General features: G+C 47.0%; 23 protein-coding genes, 1 pseudogene and 1 riboswitch. Of the genes and pseudogenes, 13 read left to right on the forward strand and 11 right to left on the reverse strand.

Going from position 1 to position 26,236, the window contains the following annotated elements:
* The first annotated feature begins 34 nt into the window (after positions 1-34).
* Positions 35-1,120 (forward strand): M42 family metallopeptidase, encoded by a 1,086-nt coding sequence (locus tag NST20_RS02635; RefSeq protein WP_026104662.1) that lies wholly within the window; start codon positions 35-37, stop codon positions 1,118-1,120.
* 339 nt (positions 1,121-1,459) lie between these two features.
* Positions 1,460-1,675, forward strand: a complete 216-nt coding sequence (locus NST20_RS02640) for a hypothetical protein (protein ID WP_019722148.1) — start codon at positions 1,460-1,462, stop codon at positions 1,673-1,675.
* 524 nt (positions 1,676-2,199) lie between these two features.
* Here NST20_RS02640 and NST20_RS02645 read toward each other — a convergent pair.
* Positions 2,200-3,873, reverse strand: a complete 1,674-nt coding sequence (locus tag NST20_RS02645) for an L-lactate permease (RefSeq protein ID WP_046721814.1) — start codon at positions 3,871-3,873, stop codon at positions 2,200-2,202.
* Positions 3,874-4,088: 215 nt separating this feature from the next.
* Here NST20_RS02645 and NST20_RS02650 point away from each other — a divergent pair, with 215 nt between their 5' ends.
* Positions 4,089-4,799 carry a FadR/GntR family transcriptional regulator gene (locus NST20_RS02650; protein WP_013858431.1) on the forward strand — a complete coding sequence of 237 codons (711 nt, stop codon included), beginning with the start codon at positions 4,089-4,091 and terminating at the stop codon, positions 4,797-4,799.
* Positions 4,800-5,169: 370 nt separating this feature from the next.
* Positions 5,170-6,351 (forward strand): PLP-dependent aminotransferase family protein, encoded by a 1,182-nt coding sequence (locus NST20_RS02655; RefSeq protein ID WP_342400006.1) that lies wholly within the window; start codon positions 5,170-5,172, stop codon positions 6,349-6,351.
* A gap of 259 nt (positions 6,352-6,610) precedes the next feature.
* Here NST20_RS02655 and NST20_RS02660 read toward each other — a convergent pair whose 3' ends face one another.
* Positions 6,611-6,976, reverse strand: coding sequence for a hypothetical protein (locus NST20_RS02660; protein ID WP_342400007.1), 366 nt, complete (start codon positions 6,974-6,976; stop codon positions 6,611-6,613).
* Between the two features lie 669 nt (positions 6,977-7,645).
* Positions 7,646-8,557, reverse strand: coding sequence for an LCP family protein (locus NST20_RS02665; protein ID WP_342400008.1), 912 nt, complete (start codon positions 8,555-8,557; stop codon positions 7,646-7,648).
* Between the two features lie 187 nt (positions 8,558-8,744).
* Here NST20_RS02665 and NST20_RS02670 point away from each other — a divergent pair, with 187 nt between their 5' ends.
* Positions 8,745-9,962 carry an MFS transporter gene (locus NST20_RS02670; protein WP_342400009.1) on the forward strand — a complete coding sequence of 406 codons (1,218 nt, stop codon included), beginning with the start codon at positions 8,745-8,747 and terminating at the stop codon, positions 9,960-9,962.
* A gap of 229 nt (positions 9,963-10,191) precedes the next feature.
* On the opposite strand, the gene NST20_RS02675 is transcribed toward NST20_RS02670, so the two are convergent.
* The 4 genes from NST20_RS02675 to NST20_RS02690 form a co-directional block, all read right to left on the reverse strand.
* Positions 10,192-10,332, reverse strand: coding sequence for a YvrJ family protein (locus NST20_RS02675; RefSeq protein ID WP_013858438.1), 141 nt, complete (start codon positions 10,330-10,332; stop codon positions 10,192-10,194).
* A 62-nt stretch (positions 10,333-10,394) separates the two neighbouring features.
* Positions 10,395-10,613, reverse strand: a complete 219-nt coding sequence (locus tag NST20_RS02680; protein ID WP_013858439.1) for a DUF2922 domain-containing protein — start codon at positions 10,611-10,613, stop codon at positions 10,395-10,397.
* A gap of 26 nt (positions 10,614-10,639) precedes the next feature.
* Positions 10,640-10,858 (reverse strand): DUF1659 domain-containing protein, encoded by a 219-nt coding sequence (locus NST20_RS02685; protein WP_013858440.1) that lies wholly within the window; start codon positions 10,856-10,858, stop codon positions 10,640-10,642.
* Between the two features lie 16 nt (positions 10,859-10,874).
* The gene (locus NST20_RS02690) at positions 10,875-11,201 is read right to left on the reverse strand and encodes a hypothetical protein (protein ID WP_342400010.1); all 327 of its coding nucleotides are present in this window, start codon (positions 11,199-11,201) and stop codon (positions 10,875-10,877) included.
* Positions 11,202-11,357: 156 nt separating this feature from the next.
* On the opposite strand from NST20_RS02690, the gene NST20_RS02695 reads away from it, so the two are divergent.
* Complete coding sequence (locus NST20_RS02695; protein WP_342400402.1) at positions 11,358-13,202, forward strand: Ig-like domain-containing protein; 1,845 nt, start codon at positions 11,358-11,360, stop codon at positions 13,200-13,202.
* Positions 13,203-13,346: 144 nt separating this feature from the next.
* On the opposite strand, the gene NST20_RS02700 is transcribed toward NST20_RS02695, so the two are convergent.
* The gene (locus tag NST20_RS02700) at positions 13,347-13,754 is read right to left on the reverse strand and encodes a YndM family protein (RefSeq protein WP_013858443.1); all 408 of its coding nucleotides are present in this window, start codon (positions 13,752-13,754) and stop codon (positions 13,347-13,349) included.
* Positions 13,755-13,783: 29 nt separating this feature from the next.
* Between NST20_RS02700 and NST20_RS02705 the strand changes: the two are divergent.
* The 7 genes and pseudogenes from NST20_RS02705 to metC form a co-directional block, all read left to right on the forward strand.
* Positions 13,784-14,455: pseudogene (locus tag NST20_RS02705) on the forward strand (IS110 family transposase); the annotation flags it as partial.
* Between the two features lie 403 nt (positions 14,456-14,858).
* Entirely contained in the window at positions 14,859-15,701 is an 843-nt protein-coding gene (kdsA, locus tag NST20_RS02710; protein ID WP_019722158.1) for a 3-deoxy-8-phosphooctulonate synthase, read from the forward strand.
* 14 nt (positions 15,702-15,715) lie between these two features.
* Positions 15,716-16,693 carry a KpsF/GutQ family sugar-phosphate isomerase gene (locus NST20_RS02715; RefSeq protein ID WP_342400011.1) on the forward strand — a complete coding sequence of 326 codons (978 nt, stop codon included), beginning with the start codon at positions 15,716-15,718 and terminating at the stop codon, positions 16,691-16,693.
* A gap of 216 nt (positions 16,694-16,909) precedes the next feature.
* Positions 16,910-17,806, forward strand: coding sequence for an ABC transporter ATP-binding protein (locus tag NST20_RS02720; RefSeq protein WP_017552250.1), 897 nt, complete (start codon positions 16,910-16,912; stop codon positions 17,804-17,806).
* Positions 17,797-18,936 carry an ABC transporter permease gene (locus NST20_RS02725; protein ID WP_017552249.1) on the forward strand — a complete coding sequence of 380 codons (1,140 nt, stop codon included), beginning with the start codon at positions 17,797-17,799 and terminating at the stop codon, positions 18,934-18,936. Before NST20_RS02720 ends, NST20_RS02725 begins: the two co-directional genes overlap by 10 nt.
* A gap of 108 nt (positions 18,937-19,044) precedes the next feature.
* A riboswitch (SAM riboswitch) is annotated at positions 19,045-19,164 on the forward strand.
* 77 nt (positions 19,165-19,241) lie between these two features.
* On the forward strand, positions 19,242-20,357 hold the full coding sequence (locus NST20_RS02730; protein ID WP_342400012.1) for a methionine biosynthesis PLP-dependent protein: 1,116 nt from the start codon (positions 19,242-19,244) through the stop codon (positions 20,355-20,357).
* Positions 20,354-21,529, forward strand: a complete 1,176-nt coding sequence (gene metC / locus NST20_RS02735) for a cystathionine beta-lyase (RefSeq protein ID WP_342400013.1) — start codon at positions 20,354-20,356, stop codon at positions 21,527-21,529. Before NST20_RS02730 ends, metC begins: the two co-directional genes overlap by 4 nt.
* 148 nt (positions 21,530-21,677) lie before the next feature.
* Here metC and NST20_RS02740 read toward each other — a convergent pair whose 3' ends face one another.
* The 3 genes from NST20_RS02740 to NST20_RS02750 form a co-directional block, all read right to left on the reverse strand.
* A complete protein-coding gene (locus tag NST20_RS02740) occupies positions 21,678-23,966 on the reverse strand; it encodes a glycosyl hydrolase family 65 protein (RefSeq protein WP_342400014.1) in 2,289 nt (762 codons plus the stop codon).
* Positions 23,967-24,168: 202 nt separating this feature from the next.
* The gene (locus NST20_RS02745) at positions 24,169-24,996 is read right to left on the reverse strand and encodes a carbohydrate ABC transporter permease (protein WP_013858456.1); all 828 of its coding nucleotides are present in this window, start codon (positions 24,994-24,996) and stop codon (positions 24,169-24,171) included.
* 12 nt (positions 24,997-25,008) lie between these two features.
* A complete protein-coding gene (locus tag NST20_RS02750) occupies positions 25,009-26,223 on the reverse strand; it encodes a sugar ABC transporter permease (RefSeq protein ID WP_026685029.1) in 1,215 nt (404 codons plus the stop codon).
* Positions 26,224-26,236 lie beyond the last annotated feature (13 nt).

Raw genomic sequence — 26,236 nt, forward strand, 5'->3', positions numbered from 1 at the left:
GCTTTGTACATATCGGGACGAGGAGGAAATGCCAGTGGCAAAGTTAGATGAGACATTGTCCATGTTGAAAGATTTAACCGATGCAAAAGGGATTGCCGGCAATGAAGCAGAAGTGCGTGCCGTTGTCAAAAAATACATAGAGCCGTATGCCGATGAACTTGACACAGACGGCCTCGGCAGCTTAATTGCAAAGAAAACGGGGCAGGCGGACGGTCCGAAGATTATGATCGCCGGCCATATGGATGAAGTTGGTTTCATGGTGACGCAAATTGATGAGTCAGGCTTTCTGCGCTTCCAAACGATCGGCGGCTGGTGGTCACAGGTGATGCTTGCCCAACGCGTTACGGTTGTAACAGATAAAGGTGATGTGACAGGTGTGATCGGATCGAAGCCACCACATATTTTATCACCGGATGCACGCAAAAAATCGTACGAAATCAAGGATATGTTCATTGATATTGGTGCCACAAGCCGGGAAGAAGCGCTTGAATGGGGCGTAAAACCGGGCGACATGGTGGTACCTTACTTTGAATTTACGGTTATGAAAAATGAAAAAATGCTGCTTGCCAAAGCCTGGGATAACCGGATCGGCTGTGCAGTTGTCATTGATGTGCTAAAAAATCTGCATAAAGAAAACCATCCAAACATCGTTTACGGCGTAACAAATGTCCAGGAAGAAGTGGGCTTGCGCGGTGCGAAAACGGCAGCCAGCAAAGTGAAACCGGATATTGCCTTTGCACTTGATGTCGGGATTGCCGGGGACACACCGGGAATCTCCGAAAAAGAAGCGCTTAGCAAAATGGGCAAAGGTCCGCAAATCGTGATTTACGACGCTTCAATGGTGGCGCATAAAGGCTTGCGCGATACGGTTGTGAAAGTTGCTGAAGAGTTGAATATCCCGTACCAGTTTGAATCGATTCCGGGCGGCGGAACAGACGCCGGCTCCATTCACTTAACGGGCAGCGGCATTCCATCTCTTGCCATCACGATTGCAACACGCTATATCCACTCGCACGCCGGCATCTTGCACCGTGATGATTACGAAAATACTGTTAAACTAATAACAGAAGTGATCAAACGTCTCGACCGCAAAACAGTAAACCATATTATTTTTGACTAAAATCATAAAAATTCCGGGCACTTTTTGATGTCCGGATTTTTTTATGAATAAAGTTTTCCGATAGTCCACCAAAAAGCCCTTTATGCAAAAATTTGCCACCAAGTATTCTCTTCTTTTGTCCGCCTTTCATATCCTCTTATTGGTGTCTCATGGGGAAGATGATGGATGGCCGCCACCATCTGAATATCCTGGTTTTAGTAAGTGAAGAAAGGGAAATAAGTAACCAAGTTAGCCTAAAAGACCTAATTTTTGAAAAAATATTGAAACGAGAAGCTGGTTGATAGAAAATAGTGGAAAAATAAATTTAACCAGGAAATCAAAAATTGGGAGGGCGGCACGATGATCACGTATGAAGATGAACTAAAACAAGAAGCAAGAGAAGAAGGGAGAAAAGAAGGACTACAAGAAGGTAAACGAGAAGGAAGACAAGAAGGGAAAATCGAGATCACCCGAAATCTCATTAAACTTGGGATGCCACTAGATTTTACCAAAAAGGCAACTGGCTTTTCTGAAAAAAAGATCCTTGAAATAAAGGAGAAGCTGGAAAAGGAATAAGGGCTGATGGCTTTGAAATGGGAGGGCGGCATGATAATAACGTATGCGGATGGACTAAGAAAAGAAGGGAAACGAACATGAACCGACTGTGCGTAAAGATGTAAATTTCCAATTTCACTTATATATGAATAAAGAAAAACGCCATCCAATAGGATGACGTTTTTCTCACGCTTTCGTATACTCCGTTTCGTGGCAGTTCGGGCATGGAGGGAGCCTGTCCTTATCTTCATCAAGCGTAATTTGTTCCCCGCAATTTTTGCATTTGTACTCGCTTTTCCCGGTGTTTCACCTGTATGTGGCATCGACCATGCTCCTTTCGTTTCGTATTGCCGTTTGAATACCCGCGCGAAAAAGTTTCTAAACATCGGCGCGCTTACGCGTGCAAAACTGCCCGTTCGCTACAGGCTGAAATCCAACTGCCATGCAGCGGGTTTTCCGCCGGGGCATTTTCCCACAAGCTGCCCGGGATCCCGTAATTGAACATAAAACACCCCGCCGCGAAATTTCCGCAGCGGGGTTCCTGATTAAGGCACCATCCAGGAAAGGATGTTGGATTGCAGGAAGGTGAGCAGGCAAATGATGAAAAGCAAAAACATACTGTGCTTGACTGTGAATCTCAGCAGTTGTGCTTCCCTGCCGATCAGCCCGGTTGCAGCGCAGGCAACGGCAATCGACTGCGGGGAAATCATTTTTCCCGTGACACCCCCGGATGAATTGGCCGCAATGGCAAGCAGCGGATTCATGCCGACCGACTGGGCCGAAACTTGCTGGAGCGTGCCGAACAAAACATTGGATGAAGTGTCCGAGCCGGTAATGAAAACGCCGAGCCAGCCGAGTACCGGTGAGAAAAACGGAAACAATGCGGCTGTTTTGGCGAGCGCCAATGCCAATGTTGTAATCATGCCGGAAGCGTTCATGACATACGCAAAGCCGACAATGAACAAGATGGTAAGAATCGGAAACTTCAATTCTTTTAACGTTTCAAAGAATGCGGCAAACCATGCTTTCCATGAAATTTTTAAAAGAAACTTCGTGACAATGGCTGCGATAAAAATCGCTGTGCCTGCAGTGCCAAGCAGATCCAGCTTATACATGGCCGCGATCGGGGTGTGTGCGCCGTTGATAATATGATTGTTTAAAAATGGCACATTCCCGCTGAACGAAGCCGCCCCGCCGATCGGGTTTAGAGCCTTTAATACCGGGTTCGCCCCGGCATACTGCCCGGTGAGCGCAAGTTTGATCTGCGGGATGCCCCAGATGGTGATCAAAACCGTCAGGACAATAAACGGCGACCATGCTTTTGCAATTTGCCCGCCTGTATTGGAAACATGCGGCGTTTCGAGCGCGGCAGCAGCCTCTTCATGCTCAAAATAGAAAATGTTTTTCGGCTTCCAAAATTTCAGGAAGACGGCAAGGACAACCAAAGATACGAGTGCCGATAAAACGTCCGGCAGTTCCGGCCCCAGGAAATTGGAAGCGAAGAACTGTGTCAAGGCAAAGGACAAGCCTGATACAATAAGCGCCGGCAGCACTTCCATTGCTTTTTTAAAGCCCGCCATGACAATGATGAGATATAGCGGGATGAACATGGAAATAAGCGGCAATTGCCGTCCGATCATTTTTGAAATTTCCAGCGCAGAAACGCCGGTCGGCCCTGCCATCGCAATGACAGGGGATCCGATTGCGCCAAATGCGACCGGTGCAGTGTTGGCCAATAAGCAGATGCCGGCTGCATAAAGCGGGTTGAATCCGAGACCGACAAGCAGCGCAGCGGTAATCGCAACCGGTGCGCCAAACCCGGCACAGCCTTCCAAAAAAGCGCCGAATGAAAACGCAATCAATAAAGCTTGCAATCTTCTGTCTTCCGTGATCGATACGACTGAGTTGCGGATCACATCAAACTGGCCGGTTTTGACCGTCAATTTATATAAGAACACAGAATTGATAATGATCCAGGCAATCGGCAGAATCCCATACACAATCCCCTGGCTGGCCGACATAACCGGCAGTACGGCCGGCATTCTGTAAACGATCACAGAAATCAGCAGCGCAATCACCAGTGTGGCAAGGCTTGCAAGATGTGCCGCCATTTTTTTTATGGCGAGTGCCCAGAAGAAAAACAGAATCGGAAAGGCAGCAATCAGTGCGGATAAAAACAAATGCCCCTTAAGCGGAATAAAATTTTGTACGTACTCCAACAATCTACACTCCTTTTTGAAAAATTTTCTCCAATCCATCCCAATTGCAATTTTTAAGGTCATTAGATGAAATAGTCATCAGATGATAAGGCTTACATGTTAAAAAGTATAAGTATAATGAAAAGAAAAAACAACTCTTTTTTTAAATTTTTGTTTGCTATTTTTCCGGATTGCTGGTATTCATAAAATATAGAAAAGGGATAAGAGGAGAAAACATGAAGTATAAAAAAATTAAACCTGCAAAAATTTATGAACAAGTGGCAAATGAATTGATAGAGATGATCCAAAACGGGGAGCTTAAGCCCGGGGATAAGCTCGATCCGGTGCCGCTTCTGGCGGAAAAGTTTTCAGTGGGGAGATCGGCTATAAGAGAAGCGCTAACATCACTAAGGGCGCTCGGCTATATTGAATTAAAACAGGGCGAGGGGACATTTGTCCGCAACTTTGATGCAAGCGGCATTTCGTATCCCATTTCGCAGGCAGTACTGATGAACCAGGAAGATGTGGCAAACCTGCTTGAAGTCCGGAAGATTCTCGAAGCCGGAGCAGCAGCCGCGGCCGCTGTCAAACGGACTGAAGCTGATCTGGAAAGTATAAGCCAGGCGCTCGCAGATATGAAGCGGGCGACGGGAAACGAAGAACTCGGTGAAAAAGCAGATCTTGCCTTTCATCTTGCCATTGTCCGGGCTGTACAAAATCCGATTCTTACCGGGTTGATGAACCAGGTCGCCGAGACGATGGAGGATGCAATGAAAGAAACGCGCAGAATGCTTCTTTTTTCTGATCCTTCCACAATGGGCGCCTTGTACGAACAACATGAAAGAATCAGGGTAGCCATCGAAGAAAAGGACAGCGAAAAAGCACGCAAGGTCATGATCGGCCATTTGCAGTTTGTGGAAAGCAGCCTGCAGGATTTTCTGCGTTAACCAATCTGTTTTCATGAACGCAATCGTCTGCAGAGTATGTGCTTTGGGACAGTACGGCTCCTTTGAGAAACCTGGGAATGAGAGGAAATTTAAAGCCTGTTCCGCTTTGAAATATTTTTCAAGCGGGACAGGCTTTTGTATTGCGCCGATCCGTACGGCTTCGGGCTTTCGATGACAGGGTAATGCCAAAACAGAACAGCGGGAAGCATTCTCCGCTATTGTTCCGGCATTTGTTGGCTGCTGGGGCATCCGGCCTGGGTGGTCTTGTATTCTTTTCCCGTTTCATTTTTTATGTCACTTTCCTCCGCGCTTTCCCATATACATAGGGTATAGGCAATTTTTCAGAAATGGAAAGCGGGGTGCGGCGGCGATGAAGCAAATGTTTTCAGCGTTGAGCGGCAAGATTAAAGAAAATGCGATTGATGTGTATATGGATAGTATCAATCCGGCTGTCCGGGATCCGGTATTTTTCAGCGTCGGCATGCCAAATGGCAGCATGATCCCGAAAAAAGAACTGCAGCGCATCATGAATGAAATCTTTAAGGCGGATCCGGCACGCCTGTATGAGTATTGCAGTGCAAAAGGGTTTGGTCCGTATGTGGATGCCATCTCCAAAAAGGAAAATATTCCTGAAGCTTATGTCATGGCGACAAACGGCAATACGCAGGGGGTTGACCTTGTCTGCAGAATGCTGCTGGATGAAGGGGACAGTTTTGCAATGGAAATGTACACGTATTCCATTGCCTTTTCGGCGATGCACCAGTACCGGCTCAAGGCGGCCGGCATTCCGCTTGAACAAGATGGTCTGGATGTTGATTTTCTTGAAAAAACATTGCAAACAAGAAGATTGAAAGCGCTTTATATTATTCCGAATGCCCAAAACCCGACCGGCGTCACGACCTCTCTCGAAAAACGGAAAAAACTCATTGAACTCGCTTACCAGTATCATTTTATCATTATAGAAGATGATCCGTACCGTGATCTGCTGTTTCACAGCCGCCCTCCTTCCTTGTTCGAACTCGATCCCTTAAAAGAAAGAACCATATACCTGTACAGTTTTTCAAAAGTCATGGCACCCGCGATGCGGACCGGCTTTATTCTCGCACACCCGGCATTTCTGAAAAAACTCGAACAGTTTAAGCAGGTAACAGACGCCTGCACATCGCCGATAAACCAGATGCTGGCGGGAAAACTCATTTCTTCCGGAAACTGGCCACAGATCCTTGCAAAACAAAAACACTTTTATGAAAAACGGAAAGACTGGACAAAACGGTTTTTACAGCATATGCACGAAACGGAGCAATGGGAAGGGGCTGAACCTGCCGGCGGGCTGTTTTACTGGATCGATGTTAAAAAAGGCGGTGTGGCGGAATGGATGAAAATGGCGGCACAGGACGGCGCCGTGTTTGTGCCGGGTGATGCCTTTACGCTTGAGCGCGGGCCAAACACAAAAATCCGCCTTTGTTTCGCCTACTGCAGTGATGAGGAAATGAAAAAAGGGTTTGCCCGTCTGGAAGAAAGTTTCAAAAAGTGGAAGAAAACAAGCGCTTAGCGGGGAGGATCCGCTAAAGGGATTTCCGGGCGTGTGAAAATTCCAGGCTGCCATGTTCTCCGGGATTACACTGGCTGTTTGTCAATCGTATATTGGAATTTTTTCGCGTTCTTTAAAAAGAGGGGGGCGTCTCCCTTTCACCCGGCATTCCAATCTCCCGTGTATTCCGGAATGCTTCATGGACAGGCGTTTTGGCGCGCTTTACGTCCGGGCGGCGTTCCTTAAAATACCAGTAAAGCTGTTGGTTTTCGCAAGCTCTTTACTGTTCTTCAAAAGGCCGGCGCAACGGGAGGAAGAAACCGGTGATTCGGTTTCTTACCCACTCCGCTGCTATTTGCGGGTGGTAATTCTTTTCAAACCGCCAGCCGCGCACAAACACGGTATAGGAAAGGTCGTTCTGTTTGTAAAAGCGCATCTTTTTTCTGCCGGCTTCCCGTTTAACCTGGGCGAGGCAGGATGAAATTTGCAAAAGCATTTGGTCTGTTGCAAAAAGATAAGGCTCTTTAAATTTTAACAGGCTTGCCCGGATCGCTCTCTGGTCCCGTTCCAGCGTCCTTTTGGCAAGCGGCAGAAGGATAAATGCCTCGATCAGTTTTTCTTCTTCCTCGGTTAAGATTTGCGGCATACGGATCACCTGTTTCCATTATATAAACAAACGCATGTTCCGGTCAATTGTTACTTGGTTTTCGAAAAATGGATTGTTATAATAATGTTCACCATATACGCCAAAATGATAACAAAGCGAATTTCGATCATCTTGATAAAAAAGGGAAATGAAGAAATGAATGACAAAGACGGAGATTTTGCGAAAGGCTGTCTGATTGGCATTGGATTGTCCATTCCGGTGTGGGCATTTGTAATATGGGTTTTGTTCAAGCTGTTTTGAGCGTTTCCGTTTTCCACGGGCCGCTTTTGTAAAAGCACTCCGGACGGGGCAGGTACCGGCGGCTGATGCAAGCTTGTAAGGTTGTTTGCCTTTTAGCACACGTTCCCCGTAAAAGGGACAGGTATCTCTCCAACTGGTGCGGGCGCCAATGTTTTTTGTTTATTCCGTGCACCTGCCGGGTATTTTTACAACAAACAGGCAGTGATGCTTGCTTGAGGAGCATCAATCTAGCCGGGAGGAGGCACCAAATGGATTACAACAAGGACAAAAAAGGCGACTCACCGGAACAACAGGAAAAACAGCATCATCACAAAGACATAGAGCCGGAAAGATCTCCGGTAAAACCGCAGGAAAAGCAAAAATAAAAATTGAAAAGGGCAGGCTCCGGACAACGGGGCCTGCCTGTCTTTATTGTTCCATATTGGTCACCATGTTGTGGACCTTGTCGCGTTCTGCCTGGCTAACATTAAGATAGTAAATGCCGTCAATGGTTGTACTGTTGCCTTTAACTTCATAGTCTGTCGTATTTTGGCGGCAGTCGCGGTAGTTCATCGCAATGTTTTTCATATCATCAAGTGTCAGGTTTGTTTTGACATTGTTCTGGATCGCAGCCAGGATTTCCTGATAACGCGAGAAAGACTGGATGGTCGCCGCTTTGTTAATAACGGCCATAATGACGTCACGCTGGCGCTGGTTACGGCCAAAGTCACCTTGAGGATCAAGGTGGCGCATTCTTACATAACCGAGCGCTTTTTTGCCGGTATCCAATGTAATGTTCCCTTTGGCATAATAGTAGCCTTTTTTATAATACCCTTCGTCATGCCAGCTGATTTTATTGTAGACGGTTACACCGCCGACAGCATCTACAAGGTCAGCCAATCCTTCCATATTCAAGCGTATGTACTGGTCAAGGTTTAAATTAGCAAATTTGTTTACCGTATCCAGTGCCATTTTTGGCCCGCCGTAAGCATAAGCCGCATTTATCTTATTCAATGTTCCCTTGCCCACGATTTCTGTCCTCGTGTCACGCGGAATGGAGATCATCTGCATGGCTTTCTTTTGCGGGTTCAGTGTAAGAATAATGAGCGTATCGGATCTTCCTACATCTCCGGCCCGCTCATCCACGCCGAGTAAAAGAATGGAAATTGGTTTTTCACTTTTGATTTTTTCAGTGTTTTTCTCGGATGGTTTCACGGATTTGCTGTCATACATTTTGTCTGCGGCATTTTGGACTGAATGGTAGACGTAATAGGCGAACCCTCCGCCTCCGATCACGATGATCGCTAAGAGAATCCCGAGTGTGATAAATATCTTCTTCATTTTTTCGACCCTTTTCTTCAAATTTTTTTTCTAATCTAATCGCTATCATATCATGGTTTTTCCAAATTGTTAACGGGAATTTTTCGTTTATGCAACGGCCCGGAAATCAATCTGTATTGCTTAAGGCTTCCGATTCCGGTATAATAATGGCACGATATGAGACAGATTTGGCCAGAGGGGGACGCTTGTGAGAGAGCTTTTGAGAAACCGGTTTGTCCGGATGGTGTTTGTATCCGCGTTGTTTTTGCAGGTGGGCATTTGGGTGCGGAATTTTGCTGTCCTGTTGTTTGTGACAGAAAAAACAAACGGGAACCCGTTTGCCGTTTCCATGATTTCAGTGGCGGAGTTTCTGCCCATTTTCATTTTTAGTTTTATCGGCGGGACATTTGCGGACCGCTGGCAGCCGAAGAAAACAATGGTTTGGTGTGATTTGCTGAGTGCCGTATCCATTTTTGGCGTCATCGGCGCGCTTGTTTTTGGCTCGTGGCAGTCCGTCTTTTTTGCAACACTGATTTCCTCGATTTTATCGCAGTTTTCGCAACCGTCCGGGATGAAACTGTTTAAAATGCATTTGGAGGAACGCCTGATCCAGCAGGCAATGGCCGTTTACCAGACCATTTTTGCTGTTTTCATGATTTTTGGCCCGGTGGTCGGCACGTTTTCCTATGAAAGGTTTGGAATAGATTATTCTATTTTGATAACCGGTCTCGCTTTTCTGTTTTCCGCCGCCAGTTTGTCATTTATCCCGCAAGACCAGGCAATTGAAAAGAAGGAAAAATTGTCGAATATTTTCCAGGAAATGAAGAGCGGTGTTCGCTATGTATTATCTAAAAAGGAATTGCGGCTGTTGGGACTTGGTTTTCTGGCGGCCGGGCTTGGCGTCGGTTTTATCCAGCCAATGAACATTTTCCTCGTAACGGACCGCCTCGGCCTGCCGAAAGAGAACCTGCAATGGCTTGTGATGGTGAATGGCATTGGGATGATTACAGGCGGCGCTTTTTCCATGGCCCTTTCAAAATCCGCTTCACCGCAAAAAATGCTGTTCACCGGTATGCTTGCAAATGCCATCGGGCTTGCGGTAATCGGTGCTTCGACTGCGCTCTGGCTGACGCTTGCCGCCGAACTCGTTTCGGGCTTTTTCATGCCGAGCATCCAGATCGGCATCAACACCCTGATCCTGCAAAATACAGAATCCGATTTTATCGGCAGGGTGAACGGCATTTTGAGCCCCCTTTTCACTGGTTCCATGGTGGTGACCATGAGCCTTGCGGGGGCATTGAAGGAATGGTTTTCGATCACTGCTGTTTTCGAACTTGCTGCGTTGTTTTTCATCATCGGGCTGTTCTTTGTTTTTCCAATGTTGAAAACAGGTGTGCCGGGGAATGCAGAATCGGAGGGAAAATAGCAGCATGTCCCAATTTTCATGTGGGGGAACTGCTCACGAATGTTCGCGTTCTGCTCGAAGTGTACCATCTATAGCGTGGATTTTGCGGAAATGGAGCATGCAGGCGGCAGGTATGCGGGAAAAAGCGGGGAGATTGTGGCTCGCGCTGCTTTGTGGAATATGAACAACGGCAAACCGGAAAATGATCCATCCGGCAAAAGGGAGGGGCTTGCACATAAGCCCCTCCCTTTCAGATTCCCTTCATCCGTTCCGGCAGGTTTTGGATCGATTCAATCACCGCATCAAGCTTGGCCTCAATCCGGTACAGCAAAAAGACGGTGACGGCGACCGGAAATCCGACTTCACTGATGAGCGACACCATTTCATGCATTTCTCCTCTCCCCCTGTAAAATCAAGAGCCCCCGTTCCGGAACGGGAACCGGGGGCAAAAGATTACGCCAGCGTATATTCCGTAATGTTTTGCTCAATAAGGCGTGCGCCTTTCACGCTGGAGAGCGCCATGCCGGATGAACTGACCAGCACGCCCGAGCCGAGCATCTGGGCCATGGCGTTTTTCACTTTCACCGTATCGATGGGTTCTGCCGGCTCATCAACTGCAACCCTCACTGTTTTGTTATCCTGCGTCAAAAACTGAAGTTCCAAAGTTTTCATCTACCCATTCCCCCTTTTTTTTATTTTCACGCACTGATGTCGTTCAAGTCAGTGCGCGTCACACGGACCAGCGCTTTTTGCTGCAGCGAAGCGTATGCCTCTGCAAATTGCCGGATGGCATCGGGTGTTGCCGACACGGCCACATTGGCAAACGACTTCGCTTTGGTCACCGGTTTTCCATTTTCATTCACCCCGTTATCAAAGATTAATGAAATGCGGGAATTTGTTAAATTGACTTGTGCCATTCCCGCTCACCCCCTTTCACTCCTTATATAGCGGCTGAACAGAAAAAGGGGTACTATTCTTTTGTTGAAAAGATAGAAACAGGGATGGCAATGCAGAAGCGGCAGGAAAATCGTTCCGGCAAATTACCGCTTCGGTCAAACAAACGGCATTAATCGTCCAAAACCATGTGGCAGAACTCGTTAAAATTGTAAAAGAAATCGAAACAGCCAGCGCCGGGGTCGCAGCGGAGGCCGAAAAACTCCACAATGCAGCGGGAATATGAAACTTCCCGCTGCTTTTTAGTGGAAATGGTAAGGGTTGTGCAGGCCAGTCCCATACTTTTGTTGCTGCAGAAGAATCCACTCATCGACATTGCAGCCAGGCAAATTTGGGTAAAACTTGTAAAAAAACCTCTCTCATTTTCAGGCAACATTCGGACGGCTGTGCTAGAATGGAAGAAACAACTTTTCAAAAGGGCCGGGTTGCCCGGACAAAGGTACAGGAGGAATTTCATTGAGAATGTTCAGGCGGGCATTATCTTTGCCTATTATTCTATCGCTATTGTTTATACTCCCGGCCGGGGTATTCGGCGCAGGCGGAAGTGCGTCGGCCCAGGACTATTATAAGCTTGTCAGCAACGAGTCTGTCTCGAGCCTTTTGACAGAGCCGACCGGCACTTTCAAGATTGCGAACCTGGCACCGCTCCACCAAAAGTTCAAAAGCAGTGTTTACCGGATTGATTACCAGAAGCCATTTGATCTATTAAAATATTTAAGCCTGCGGAAGTATTCCATCCGCATGGAAATGAAAAAAACCCGCCCTCCCCGGGTAGGTGATACGAAAAAATTCTGGGTGTCCAATCTTGCCAGCAATAAAGATTACCAAATAAGCGCCAAGCTTTTATACAGCGGGTCGCATGCGGATGTCTGGGTATACAACAACAACAACAAGCTGAACGGCGACCAGGCTGCACAGCTTGGAAAAGAATTTGACAACCGTATTTATGCGCTCGATACGAGATATTTCGGCATGCCGTCCGATGTTGATGGTAATGGGAAAGTGAATATTCTTTGTTATGACATCCAGGACGGGTTTGACGGCTCGGGCGGATATGTAGCCGGCTATTTTTACCCGCTTGACCTTTTTGATGCCGACACTTCCAACAAGTCGGAAATCTTTTATATTGACACATACCCGCTTATGGGGACGGGGACATCCAAAAATGTAAATGTAACCGAAGCGTATTCGACGCTCGCCCATGAGTTTCAGCATATGATCTCTTTTAACCAGAAAGTGTTCATCCAGCATCATTGGGATACGTTTGATACATGGATTGACGAAGGGATGTCCATGGCCGCAGAGCAAATCTATACCGGCAAACCGCTTTCCGACCGAATTGATGACTATAACAATGATGCTTCCATTACAAACGGCCACTCGCTTCTCTACTGGGATGACAGCGGGGATGTGCTTGCCAATTATTCCTTGTCCTATTTGTTTATGGAGTATTTGAAAATCCAATGCGGACAAGGTGATGCCATTTTCAAAAAAATCATGGATGATCCGAATACAAATGAAAAAGCTATCCAGGATGTGATCCAAAAATACATTGACCCGAACCTGACTTTCGGGCAGTTTATGACCGATTTCCGGGCCGCACTCGTGTTAAAGCAGACAAACGGATTATACGGATTTAAAGGGAATGCCGCGTTCAAACCGCTCCGAATTAAAACTTACAACGGCAGTTCACTGAAATTAAAAGGCGGCGGGGCGGTGGTGAAAAAGCTGTCTTCGGCAAGCCGCTTCTCCGTTCCGTCCGGAAAAGGGCGGGATGTGACGTACACGCTGCTGTCCGGAAGTATCGGCGGCAAGGCACAGCAGCCGAAAACACCTAAAGTATGGACTGTCGGCGATAATAGCACATCCATTTCCGGCAGCGCTGACCCGGGCATCGAAGTGGCCATTATGAAGAACGGAAAAATACTTGCACGCGGAACGGCAGACGGGAAAGGATATTTTAAAGTTCCGGTTTCAAAGCAAAAAGCCGGAACAGTCCTCTATGTCTACACAGAGGCCGGTTTAAAAAGCAGCAAAGTGAAAGTAACGGTAAAAGACAAAACGGCACCGGGCATGCCGACTGCCGGCAATGTCACAACGAAGTCCACACATGTTGCGGGTAAAGCGGAAAAATCAGCAGTTGTCTATGTATACCGCGGCAGCAAACAGATCGGCAAAGCCACAGCAAATGCCAGGGGCGCATACAGTGTGAGAATCAGCAAACAGAAAAAAGGCACAAAGCTTTCCATTTTTGCGAAAGACAGAGCCGGAAACAAAAGCAAAACAAGAATGGTTACGGTAAGGTGAGGGAAATAAAAGTTTTGCTTGGCCCGAAGAAGTGCACAGCGATTGAAAAACTTGATGCTTGCACAATTGGATGATTGATTGATGAATGGTAAGTTTTTATAGGAATACGAAAAAACGGCAGCTCATCAGCTGCCGTTTTTTCAATCAGTCACCGCCGTATCCGGTATATTCACGGTCAGGCGTGTGATGGAAAAGATGGTGCAAATATTTATGGAAGAACCATTCGCCGGCTGCAATTACGATGCTTGAAGCCAGCGCCGCCCATAACAGATTGTCCATGTCCGGGGCGAGTGATCGTCCCATCAGCCACACAACAAGGTACGCCAGAACAAAGTCCGCGACAGTCGCCATGATATTTCTTTGCGTATCTTCCTCCCGTTCATTTTCCCGCTTGAAAATCATCAAGTCTCCCAGGACATATGCAAGAATGGTCAGCACTACACTGGTGGCGATCATATCGCCAAACGGCATGTTGAAGATGGCGGATAAAATGATGCCCAACACAACTGCGACCATAATAAATTTCACCACTAACGCCTTTGCATGTTCCATAACGGTCCCTCCTCGTATAATAAGTTTAAATCCAGCTTGAGGCCTATAGCCTCGATGAAATTGCCCAAATGCCTCTGGAGGACTTAGCGATGTATCTCCAGACCAAAGGCCATGGCCGCTTTAGCGATCCCGAGGATTTGGCCGCATCCATCCAAAAAGCTGCCCGGTCCTCTTACCGGCTTTCTAAATGTGTGGAGGATTCGATTGACTTGGTCCTGGGCAGTTCTATTGAGATCATCCGGCATCTTAAACGCCAAATCAAGGATTTGGATAAGGCGATTGCCCGCGTTCTTGATGGAATCCCGAATACCCTCCAGACCATTCCGGGAATAGGCCCGGTGAGCTGTGCTGGGATTCTCGCTGAAATCGGCGACATTGAGCGCTTTGACGACCAAGCCGCGATCGCAAAATTTGCCGGATTGTTCTGGCCCCGCCACCAATCGGGTGATTTTGAGGCTGATGACAAAATGCTTGCGCGTACAGGCAATCGTTATCTCCGGTATTACCTGGTTGAGGCTGCCAATCTGGTCCGGCGACACGAACCTGAGTACCGCGCCTTTTACCAAAAGAAATATCGTGAGGTGCATAAGCACTCACACAAACGCGCCCTCGTCTTAACGGCAAGAAAACTGGTGCGCCTGATCGATGCGCTGCTCCGCAACGATCAAATTTATGCGCCGAAAAAGAAGGTGACGCGATGAGGTAACCAGGTAACCATCATCGATAGCCTGAACTTGAAAACTTCCAGATTATTCCAATTATCTGGAGGCTTAGTTCAGTATTGCCATTTTTACGACATAGAGCCAACAAAATTTCCAATTCACTTGTTTTTAACCCTTGACATCACACCGTAGGACTTTTGGTGTTTGTACTATATCATAACCCGCTCTTACAGCCGTTAATCGGGAAAATGGAAACAGAGAGGAAGGAAAATGTTTCCACACTTACACTTTTGTTGGAAGATAACCCTACATAAAAATGAAAAAAGTTTGTGAATATTTTTTACAACTTCCTTGCCCTGTGCAGTTTCCTAAAGGATAATATTTGTAACCTGCAGTAGAAGGAGTAAAGACACGTGAAAACTTAACAATGAGGAGTGAGCAAATGAAAACGGTCCAACTGAACAGCCGGATAGCTTTCGGCCAACGTCTACCGCTTGTATTGATTGCCGGCCCGTGCGTAATTGAAAGTGAAACGATGGCCATGGAAACAGCCGCAACCCTTCAAACCATTGCCGGAAAACTCGGCATTCCTTTCGTTTTTAAAGCTTCTTTCGATAAAGCCAACCGATCATCCATTTTTTCCAAACGGGGCCCGGGACTGGAAAAAGGGCTCGAAATACTTGACCGGATTAAAAATGTATTTGGCGCACCGGTCACGTCCGATATTCATGAGCCGCACCAGGCAAAAGCAGCCGGGGAAGTGCTCGACATACTGCAAATCCCCGCTTTCCTTTGCCGCCAGACCGATTTGCTGCTTGCCGCCGCCGCGACGGGCAAAATCGTGAATGTCAAAAAAGGGCAGTTTTTGGCGCCTTGGGATATGAAAAACGTCATTCAAAAATTGGAAGAATCCGGCACCGAAAAAATTCTCCTTACAGAACGTGGTTCGACATTCGGCTACAATAACCTGGTGGTGGATATGCGTGCACTTCCGGAAATGCGCAGATTAGGGTATCCGGTCGTGTTTGACGCTACCCATAGTGTCCAAATTCCGGGCGGAAACGGCACTTCAACAGGCGGAAAGCGTGCGTTTGTCCCGTATCTGGCAAGGGCAGCGGCGGCTTGCGGGATCGATGCGTTGTTTCTGGAAGCCCATCCTGATCCGGACCAGGCCTGGTCGGATGGCCCGAATATGGTGAAACTGGATGATATTGAAGAAATGTTAAAGCCAATAATTGAAATTGATCGCATGATAAAAGAACAAACGGCAGCAAACATCCATTAACGGAGGTGAATAGGATGTTAAAAGATTTCAAACGAAGCATCAATTATGTCGAAAGCGTCCGTGAAGTACTGGAAAAAGAAGCCAATGAGATCTTAAAGCTGAAAGACCGGATCAATTTTCGTATAAATGAAGGCATTGAAATGATATTGGCGTGCGAAGGCAGAGTCATTTTTACAGGAATGGGGAAATCGGGCATCATTGGCCGGAAACTTGCTTCCACATTTGCAAGCACCGGTACCCCGGCATTTTTCCTTCACCCGGGAGAAGCACTGCACGGCGATCTTGGAAAAATAACAAAAGAAGACATCCTCATTGCCATTTCCAACAGCGGGGAAACTTCGGAAATATTAAATATGATCCCCTCCATCAAAAGGATCGGCGCAAAAATGATTGCCATTTCCGGTTCACGCAAGTCGACACTGGCGCGGCGTTCGAATCTGGTGATGGATATCGGGGAAGTTGAGGAAGCGTGCCCACTCGGCCTTGCGCCGACTTCTACAACCACCGTCACGCTTGCGCTCGGGGATGCGATCGCGGTAGCCCTTTTAAAGGCAAGGGACTTTAAACCGGAAAACTTTGCGCTCTTCCATCCCGGCGGCTCGCTTGGCCGGCGTTTGCTTCTCACGGTTGGCCATGTGGCTAAACGGAAAAGCATGAACCCGGTTGCCGGAATGGACACCGGCATAAAGGAAGCATTATTTATGATGACGGAAGCGGGGGCGGGGGCTGTTTCAGTTATTGATGATCGGGGACGGCTGGCCGGTATTTTAACGGACGGCGATATCCGGCGTGAGCTTTTAAACGGCCATGAAATACTGGACAAAAAAGTAGCAGATTTGTATACAAAATATCCGGTTTGCGTCAGTGAGCATCAGCTGGCAGCGGAAGCATTGCGAATAATGGAAGACCGCGCTTTCAAAGTGCTTCCGGTTGTTGCCGGCCAGAAACCGGTTGCCATGCTCCATATTCAGGATTTGGTCCAGACTATATAAGCAAAATAACAAGAATAAGCAAAATAACAAGAAAAAATTTTTTGACTGGATAGAGCGGATTCATAAAGAATCCCGCTTTTTTTGGTGGTTGCCGCCAATATGTGCAGCAGCAGTTTGTTTTTTCGGTGACACCACGCAAAAATTTCGGTGACAATGGCGCTGCGGCCTATTAAAATAGGTGATAAGATCTTGTGAATTAACGGGGGAGGGATTGTTTTGTTAAGGGTAAACAATGTGTCAGTAGAGATAGAGAAGTCAAAAATTTTGGAAGATATAAGTTTTTCTGCTGAACCAGGGGAGATTATTGGCCTGGTTGCTCCAAATGGATCCGGCAAGACGACGCTTTTAAATGCGATATCCAACCTGATTCCTGCTTCAAAAGGCGAAATTAGTATTTACGGCATGAATTATAAAATGCATCGGGAAAAAATCCTTAAAAAAATATTTTTTTTGCAAGACCATACAGTATTGTATCCAAATTTAACAGGGAGAGAGCATTTAAAACTTGTACAAAGATTATGGGAGAGCAAACAAGAATGTGGCGCTGTTATTGAAAAATTAAGCATGGGTTCCTATATCGACAAAAGGGTTTCAAAATATTCGCTTGGCATGCAGCAAAGGCTGCTATTTGGGATGTGCTTGATCAGTTCTTGTGATTTGCTATTGATGGACGAGCCGATGAATGGGCTGGACCCATCCAATATTAAACTGATAAGCAAATCCATTAAGCAACTTAGAGATGAAAATAAAATTGTATTTTTTTCTTCCCATATTCTGAACAATGTTGATGAATTATGTGATCGTGTCATCTTTTTAAAGCAAGGAAGAATGGTTTACGAAAGCAGAAAAAATAATCCGGACTTTAATAAATACATCATCATTAAGTTAGAGAATGGGAATGATGCGGATAAAGTTCTTTCCCTATTTAAAGATGAAGAAATTAAAAATGCCACAGCCAATGAAGTATGGGCGGAGATAGATTCGAGTAAAAGCTCCTTTGTGGTAAATCAGGCATTCGAACAAGACATGAAATTTAAATCATTTTTCATAGGGCAAAAAGGCAGCCAACTAATTTATGAGGAAATATACGAAGGTGAAGATAAATGGGGCTAATCAAATTAGAGACATTGCGATTCATTAGAAATAAAAAAAATTTGACTGTTTTTATTGCTGCTATTTTGATTGTTTTCATTTTGTTTGCAATTACTTTCGTGGGAGCAAAGAGAATGGACCCGCTCAATGAATATCAGGATAACAAATCCTCACTGGAAAATGCCATTTCACACATGGAATCAAATCCAAATAAGAGTGAAGCAAAGAAGAAAGCACTTGCGGGTTTGCAGGAGGAGTTACGCCTTCGTACAGAACAAATACAAGCTCATGAAGCAGGGGATTGGAAGCAAGAACTGAAATTGCAGATCGCTTTAGATAAAAAATTAATTGCTGGGATTAATGCCGGAACAATTGTTTTTGGTAATAAAAAAATTGTTCCGCAGACAGAAAAAGCAATACAGCTCAATACCATTCTGCTTAAACAAAATATTCATCCGGTAATAGAGTCGTTCGAAACCCCGGGTATTAACTTTACATATCGTATTCTTTTTTACGTATTCCCGTTCTTAATGCCTCTTCTCATTGCAGTTTTAATTGGTGATATTTCAACAAGAGATAAACAAGGCGGTATTAATCATTTTGTAAATGTTTTGCCAGTGAAGCTCAAGAAAATATTGGATGCGAGAATCTTCACTTCATTTGTTTACAGCCTTGCCATCACGATTGTTATCCTGGTTGTTGCGCTCATTATTGGTAGCATCATAAGCCATTTGGGGAGTTGGAAGTACCCTGTGGCGATCAATTTAAACGGGACAGAAGTATTGTGGATTTCAATTGCCCGGTTTTTGGGCAGATCGCTTTTACTAATCCTATGTCTTCTATTATTTATTTCTGTTTTCACGCAGTTTTTAAATACCTTTATTCGAAATCAATTGCTTCTGATGCTCGTTTTGGTGGCTTGTTTTTGTTTTGAGGAAATGATGAGCGGATTTAAGACAAAGTTGTATGCTGTTATGCATATCATCCCTTTTACATTTGTGGATGTGCCGAATATAGTGAATGGAGAAAGTGCAGCAAAATTCAGGAATGAGTATATCAATACTACAGACGGAGTCATTACGCTTCTCCTTTCATCTTTGCTGTTTTATTTTCTCACCATATGGATTATCCATAAGAAAAACAAAATTTAAAAAAAGCTTGACGAATCCGAAAAAAAGGGATAAATTGAACGTAAGCAATTTTTAGGTTCGTTGTGTAATTTCTTTTGCGGCGTTGATGGCAAATTTCATATTGGTGTTTTCTTATCAAGAGAGGTTGAGGGAATGGCCCGATGAAGCCTCAGCAACCTTCAATGCTTTTACGCGTTGAAAAGGTGCTAAGTCCTGCAAGTTATGGGATCATAACTTGAAAGATAAGAAGATGGTTCATGCACGAAAGGAATGGCCTTCTTCTTATTGGAGAAGGCTTTTTGATTTTAAGTGAGGGAGTGTCCATCATGTATCATACAGAAACAAAACTTGCACAAATCGGAAACCGCAGTGACCGCGTGACAGGTGCGGTGAACCCGCCTGTTTATTTTTCTACCGCTTACCGCCACGAAGGCATTGGGCAGTCAACCGGTTTCGATTATTCCCGTACCGGCAACCCGACGCGCCAGTTGCTTGAAGAAGCGATTGCGGATCTGGAGGGCGGGGACCGCGGGTTTGCGTGCAGTTCCGGCATGGCTGCGATTTTCACTGTTTTATCTTTGTTCCAGGCCGGCGATGAGTGGATTGTGAGTGATGATTTATATGGCGGCACCTACCGCCTGCTGGAGCAGGGATATAAAAAATGGGGGCTTTGTTGTAAGTACGTGAATACGTGCAACCCGGAAAATATTGAACAAGAAATCACCCCGAAAACGAAAGCCATTTTCCTCGAAACGCCGACAAACCCCCTCATGCAGCAGACGGATATCGGCGCAGTGGCTGAAATTGCGAAAAGGCACGGAATCCTGCTGATTGTAGACAATACTTTTTACACCCCGCTTTTGCAGCAGCCGATTAAAGAAGGCGCTGATATTGTAGTCCATAGCGCGACGAAATATCTTGGCGGGCATAACGACGTGCTGGCCGGTCTGATCGTGGCAAAGGGTGCTGAACTTTGCGAGCAGCTTTTTCTGTACCATAACGGTGCCGGCGCCACCCTCAGTCCGTTTGATTCGTGGCTTCTGATGCGCGGCATGAAAACGCTGGCGCTTAGGATGGAAAAACACGAAAAAAATGCAAAAGCTGTGGCGGCCTTTTTAAGCGCGCATCCGGATGTAAAAGATGTGCTATATCCGGGCCGCGGCGGGATGCTTTCTTTCCGTGTAAAAGAAGAATCATGGATTGACCCGTTTTTACGCGGCCTGTCTCTGATTACATTTGCCGAAAGTCTCGGCGGGACGGAAAGTTTTATCACTTACCCGGCTACACAGACGCATGCCGACATTCCGGAAGAAAAACGGATTGCCTCGGGCGTGGACAACTGCCTTTTGCGCTTTTCAGTCGGAATTGAAGATGACCGCGATTTGATTGCAGATATTGAAAAAGCTTTTGCCAACATTCACGAAGGGGTGCAAACACGATGACAAATGAAGATTATTCTTTTCAAACGAGGCTTTTACATAACAGCCACAAAATTGACCAGGTGACCGGTGCGGTGAGTGTGCCGATCCAGCATGCTTCGACATACCACCAGGCGGACATTGATCAGTTCGGCAAATACGATTACAGCCGCTCGCTCAATCCGACGAGGGAAGCGCTCGAGGATGTCATAGCCGAACTCGAAGGCGGCGCCAAAGGTTTCGCGTTTGCTTCCGGGATGGCGGCGATTTCAACGGCATTTCTGCTTTTGTCGGCGGGCGACCATGTTGTGATCACCGAGGATGTGTACGGCGGCACGTTCCGGATGGTGACAGAAGTCCTGACCCGGCTTGGTATTGAACATACATTTGTGGATATGACCAACCTTGAAGAAGTGCGGCAGGCCGTCCGCCCGAACACGAAGGCTTTTTATGTGGAAACCCCTTCAAACCCGCTTTTAAAAGTGACGGATATCCGTGCGGTGAGTGAACTGGCAAAGGAAACCGGGGCGCTCACCTTTGTCGACAACACCTTTTTAACGCCTGCCCTGCAGCGCCCGCTTGAACTCGGGGCGGATATCGTGCTGCACAGCGCGACGAAATTTTTAGCAGGGCACAGCGATGTCGTTGCTGGGCTTGCGGTTGTAAAAGATGAAGCATTGGCAGCGCGCCTCGGCTTTTTGCAAAATTCATTCGGGGCGGTGCTCGGCGTCCAGGATGCATGGCTCGTTTTGCGCGGGTTGAAAACGTTGCATGTGCGGTTGCTCCAATCGCAGCAATCAGCGGTGAAAATCGCACGTTTTCTTGATGCGCATCCGCTTGTGCGAAACGTGTATTATCCGGGGCTCGGGCACCATCCGCAGCATGCATTGCAAAAGCTGGAGGCACAAGGGCCGGGCGCGGTATTGTCGTTTGAACTGGAAGATGAAGAGGCGCTACGGGCATTCGTCAGCCATGTAAAAATCCCGGTTTTTGCCGTCAGCCTCGGTGCTGTAGAATCGATTTTGTCTTATCCGGCAAAAATGTCCCACGCCGCAATGCCGCCTGAGGACCGAAGAAAACGCGGCATCTCCGACAGCTTGTTGCGCTTATCGGTTGGCCTCGAAAATCCGGATGATCTGATTGCCGATTTTGAGCAGGCTTTTTCATACACGAAAGCGGGCACAACAGTGAAATAGAAGCCGGATTCCTTCAGCAGGAAACGCCAACTGTTGCCGGTTAAAGCCCGATTCGTTCAGAAGTTCCGAAAAAAGCGGCGGGAAACCACTGTAAAAAGGGTCCCGCCGCTTTTTTCTATTTTTTGTGTAAAGGAACGAACGCTTGCATTTACAAGCCGGAAATCGGCCGGGTAATCGTCCTGCCTGGTTGCAGCGTTTCTGTCCGGCCGCCTATATGGATGTCCAGCGCATCTCCTTCCAGCAATGCCACTTTGAACGCATGGCGCGCCACTTCCACCTGAAGCTTGCGGTTTTGGTAGGTAAGGCGGAATAAATAGCGGTCCCATTGTTCCGGAATGGAAGGATTTAGGAAAAGCCCGTTTTCTTTAATCCGGACGCCGCCGAATCCGTACACGATTGATAGCCATGTCCCGCCCATATTGGCCATATGCAGGCCGTCCTTTGTATTGCCATGTGTGTTATCAAGATCAAGGCGGGCTGTTTCGATAAAATAATGATACGCTTTTTCCGCTTCGCCGAGCCTAGACGCCATTATGCTGAAAATGCATGTGGACAGTGATGAATCGTGTGTCGTGACTTTTTCATAATAATGATACGAGTTTCGGATCGTTTCCGGATTTGCCTCGTCTTCCAGCAAAAAATGCGCGAGCACCGTGTCTGCCTGTTTGCATACTTGGTACCGGTAAATCGTGAGCGGATGGTAATGCAAAAGGAGCGGGTAATGGTCTTTCGGCGTATGTTCAAAGTCCCAGACCGCTTTATCGAGAAAGCTGTCATCCTGTTTGTGGATGCCGCGTTTTTCATCATAAGGGAGATACATCGCATCCGCCGCTTTCAGCCAGCTTGCCGCTTCTTCGTCCGTTAAACCAAGCCGTGCAGCAAATGCCGCAAAATAGGCATCATCTGTTTCTTTCAGCCAGTGATAAAATTTGTGAGCTGATTTCAAATTATATTTTGCCATCACATTTGTATAGTAATTGTTGTTGACGATGGCTGTGTACTCATCCGGCCCGGTCACATCTTCAATCGCAAATTTGCCGTCTTTTTCCCGGTAATGGCCAACCTCAAGCCAAAGCCGCGCCGTTTCCACGAGGATTTCGACGCCGTATTGCTTCATAAAGTCCTGATCTTGCGTGGCATACCAGTACTGCATATAACTGTAAGCAATGTCCGCGCTAATATGATACTGTGCTGTTCCGGCAGGGAAATACGGGGAGCATTCCGTGCCGGAGATCGTCCGCCACGGAAATAGCGCGCCTTTTTGATGGCCCATCTCTTTTGCCCTTGCCCGTGCGTGGTCGAGGATATGGTAACGGTACAGCAGCAAATGCCGCGCGAGTTCCGGATGCGTCAACAGAAACACCGGGAAAATATAAATCTCCGTGTCCCAAAAGTAATGCCCTTCATAACCTTCGCCGGACAGCCCTTTTGCCGCAATATTGCTGGCGGTGTCTTTTCCGACAGACTGCAGGAGCTGGAACAGATTGAAACGGATCCCTTCCTGCAGTTTCGGATCGCCGTCAATTTCAATGTCCGCTGTTTGCCAGTAAGTGGCTAAATATTGCTCCTGCTCCCGTAATAGTGCTGAAAAATCTTTGCCTTGCATGCTTTTTAGGATGTCCGCCGCCTTTTCTGCGGCATGGTCCCCGTGGCGGAGCGTGTCCGTGTAAATCGCAAATTTTGTAAGGGACACCGGCTCGCCGGGCTTGAAATCGATGATTGCGCGCACTTTATTTTCGTCTTGTTCATAACGGCATTCGCAAGGGGCGTTAACAGTATGGGTTACGGCACAGGCCGTTTCAAGCCCGGAAGCAAATGTGCGGGCACGCAGTATAATGGTGCCGCCTTCCTCTATAGCTTTTGTCACAGCCAGCCTTTTTGCATGGGCAGATCCGGTCCGCGGGTCGTTTGCATCGACATAATTTTGCACATCACCGTTGACAGTGGAAATCACCCGCACCGGCCCGGAAAAGTTCACCGGCTTCATTTTCACTTGAATCGCAAACAGTTCCCGTTGTGTAAAAGAAACGAGCCGCGAAAAAGTGAGTCTGATTTCTTTTCCGGAAGGCGATTTCCAGTGGATGGCACGTTCGGAAAACCCGCGTTTCATGTGCAAAGTTTGGGAAAAACCGAGGACTTCCCCTTCAAAAAGCGAGAAGCGTTCTTCCCCAAGAAAAATTTCGACGGTCTGTGCATCGATCACATTCAGCATTTTCTGCCCGGTTTCCGGAAATCCGTACGCTTTTTCCCCGTATTCGATGTCTGTAATGTCATAAAAAGCATTCAAGTATGTGCCGCGGATGGAAGGAATTTCTTCCGGGTAGCCTTCTTCAAAGTTGCCGCGCACGCCAAGATAGCCGTTCCCGAGTGCAAATAAGCTTTCATTGACCAGCAACATTTGTTTGTCCAATTCGTGTTTCGTGATTTCCCATGTCATACGCTGTTCCTCCAAAAATTCCAAATTCGAAGAGGGCATGGTGCCAAGCGCCCTTTTTTTCTTATGTCCCGGCCCGAAAAACCCTTTCCCCGTATCGGATTGCCTGCCGGGCCCGTAAGTTAAACAACGGCAGCTTGACAGGGATCCGGAAAATGCCGCGCGGTTGCGATACCGGGGAAAACGCCTCCGCTGCCGGGCACTTTTATTCTTTCACCCCGCCCGTTGTAAGGCCGGAGACGATTTGCTTCTGGAACAGAAGGACGATGATCAGGGTCGGGACCGTGACGACTGTGGTAGCGGCAGCGACCTGTCCCCAAAGTATTTCGAACTGGGTGCGGAGGAAAGAAATCGCGACCGGCACAGTATGATAATTAGCGTCCGAATTTAAGGTAATCGTCAGCAAAAATTCGTTCCACGCGGCAATGAATGTAATAATCGCAGTTGTAAAAACACCTGGCGCGGCAAGCGGGAAGACAATCCGGAACAGCGTCTGGACCGGCGTCGCACCGTCAATTTTTGCCGATTCTTCAAGTGCGAGCGGAATCTGGTTGAAATGCGTCACCAGGATCCATACCGCAGTCGGCAGGGTGATCGTCGAATACGGCAGGACAATCGCATACGAGTTCGTTAAATGCAAATGCAGGAACAAATTATAAATCGGCCCGGTGACAATCATTTGCGGGAACATCGAAACCGCCAGAATCAGCCCGAGCAACAGGTTTTTCCCTTTGAAATCAAAGCGTGAAATCGCGTAAGCCGTAAACGTGGCAATTAAAATAATGTAAACCGTTGTCGTTGTCGCAACGATAAAACTGTTTTTCACCGATGTCAGGATCCCTTTTTGGAAAATCTGCGTGTAATTTTCCCATGTCGGATGATGGGCAAAGACCCGAAAAGCCCCGTCGCCAAAAATTTCCCCGGAAGGTTTAAAGGAGGTGATAAAAATCCAGAAAAACGGAAATATCATCCCAAATAAAAATACGGCAATCAGGGCGATGATGAGCACATTCCATTTGCGGTTCGTTTTCATGGCCATCCCTCCTTAGTTTTTATCCATCAGATTGGCGCCGAGCACTTTAATGTAAATGGTTGCGATGATGGCGACGCAAATAAACATGATGATGACAATGACGGAGCCGTAGCCGAAGTTGGTTTGCCCGAACATCGTTTTGTAACCGTAGACAGACATGGTTTCTGTTGCCCCGCCCGGACCGCCGCCTGTCAGAACGTAAATCAGGTCGAAAACGCGAAAAGCGTCAAGTGTCCTGAACAGCAGTGCGACTAAAATAGAAGGCTTCAGCATTGGTAGCGTAATTTTGAAAAATTGCTGGATTTTTGTTGCGCCGTCAATGGATGCGGCTTCATACAACCCTTTGGAAATGTTTTGCAGGCCGGCAAGCAGCAAAAGGGCCATATAAGGTGTTGTTTTCCAAACGTCGGCTAAGATCGTGGATACCATCGCGCCGGATCCCGTTAATAGCAGAATGCGCGAATCGCTGATTAGCCCTATGGATTGGAAAAAATGCGCGACAACACCGCTTGTGCCGTCATACAAATAACTCCACATGAGCGCGGCAACCGCGGTCGGAATTGCCCACGGGATCAGCGAAGTTGTCCTTACAATGCCTTGCCCTCTGAACGCTTTGTTCATAATCATGGCGAGGCCGAGGCCGAGGACGAACTCAAGGAAAACCGAAACGACGGTAAAGAGCACGGTATTCCATAAGGCATGCCCGAGTCGTTTGTCATGCAATGCTTCTTTATAAGACTTGAAGCCGATGAAGTTGGAGGGTACAAAGCTGCTTTTAAAATCTTTTACAATTTTTGATAAATTTTTTCCGTTTTGCGTATTGTATTTGGCGTTGATTTCCTTTACCAGTTTGGATGAGTCGGTATAAAGGCCCATCAGCTTTTTCTGGTCGGCCTGGCTGATTTTTTGGACGCCTTTTCTGCCTTTATACTGCTTGGCAACATCGGCAACGCGATGGACCAGCTTGTCGACTTTTTGCCGGTCGGCCGGGTCGGTGATTTTTTCCCGGTCTTCTGTTAGAAACAGCCTGACATACGTTTGCGTTTCGTCAAATAAATCGAAATTATAGCGCGGGCTCATGTACAGCCCCGATTTTTGCTGGTTATTCAGCTGATAATCAAAAAAGGTATAGCGGAGTGACTGAAAAATCGGCCACAGCGAGAATACGCCGATAAACAGCAGGGCTGGAAGGATAAATAAAAAAGCCTGCAAGCGGTTCTTCTTCATGATGCTGGCACCT

The organism is Weizmannia sp. FSL W8-0676, from assembly GCF_038593015.1.
Taxonomy (GTDB): domain Bacteria; phylum Bacillota; class Bacilli; order Bacillales; family Bacillaceae_C; genus Weizmannia; species Weizmannia coagulans.

Bases quoted from the DNA above. Each gene is read 5' to 3' on its own strand.
- NST20_RS02640 (WP_019722148.1), top strand. From the start codon at position 1,460: ATGATCACGTATGAAGATGAACTAAAACAAGAAGCAAGAGAAGAAGGG.
- NST20_RS02650 (WP_013858431.1), top strand. From the start codon at position 4,089: ATGAAGTATAAAAAAATTAAACCTGCAAAAATTTATGAACAAGTGGCA.
- NST20_RS02655 (WP_342400006.1), top strand. From the start codon at position 5,170: ATGAAGCAAATGTTTTCAGCGTTGAGCGGCAAGATTAAAGAAAATGCG.
- NST20_RS02660 (WP_342400007.1), bottom strand. From the start codon at position 6,976: ATGCCGCAAATCTTAACCGAGGAAGAAGAAAAACTGATCGAGGCATTT.
- NST20_RS02665 (WP_342400008.1), bottom strand. From the start codon at position 8,557: ATGAAGAAGATATTTATCACACTCGGGATTCTCTTAGCGATCATCGTG.
- NST20_RS02675 (WP_013858438.1), bottom strand. From the start codon at position 10,332: ATGCATGAAATGGTGTCGCTCATCAGTGAAGTCGGATTTCCGGTCGCC.
- NST20_RS02680 (WP_013858439.1), bottom strand. From the start codon at position 10,613: ATGAAAACTTTGGAACTTCAGTTTTTGACGCAGGATAACAAAACAGTG.
- NST20_RS02685 (WP_013858440.1), bottom strand. From the start codon at position 10,858: ATGGCACAAGTCAATTTAACAAATTCCCGCATTTCATTAATCTTTGAT.
- NST20_RS02695 (WP_342400402.1), top strand. From the start codon at position 11,358: ATGTTCAGGCGGGCATTATCTTTGCCTATTATTCTATCGCTATTGTTT.
- NST20_RS02700 (WP_013858443.1), bottom strand. From the start codon at position 13,754: ATGGAACATGCAAAGGCGTTAGTGGTGAAATTTATTATGGTCGCAGTT.
- kdsA (WP_019722158.1), top strand. From the start codon at position 14,859: ATGAAAACGGTCCAACTGAACAGCCGGATAGCTTTCGGCCAACGTCTA.
- NST20_RS02715 (WP_342400011.1), top strand. From the start codon at position 15,716: ATGTTAAAAGATTTCAAACGAAGCATCAATTATGTCGAAAGCGTCCGT.
- NST20_RS02725 (WP_017552249.1), top strand. From the start codon at position 17,797: ATGGGGCTAATCAAATTAGAGACATTGCGATTCATTAGAAATAAAAAA.
- NST20_RS02730 (WP_342400012.1), top strand. From the start codon at position 19,242: ATGTATCATACAGAAACAAAACTTGCACAAATCGGAAACCGCAGTGAC.
- metC (WP_342400013.1), top strand. From the start codon at position 20,354: ATGACAAATGAAGATTATTCTTTTCAAACGAGGCTTTTACATAACAGC.
- NST20_RS02740 (WP_342400014.1), bottom strand. From the start codon at position 23,966: ATGACATGGGAAATCACGAAACACGAATTGGACAAACAAATGTTGCTG.
- NST20_RS02745 (WP_013858456.1), bottom strand. From the start codon at position 24,996: ATGAAAACGAACCGCAAATGGAATGTGCTCATCATCGCCCTGATTGCC.
- NST20_RS02750 (WP_026685029.1), bottom strand. From the start codon at position 26,223: ATGAAGAAGAACCGCTTGCAGGCTTTTTTATTTATCCTTCCAGCCCTG.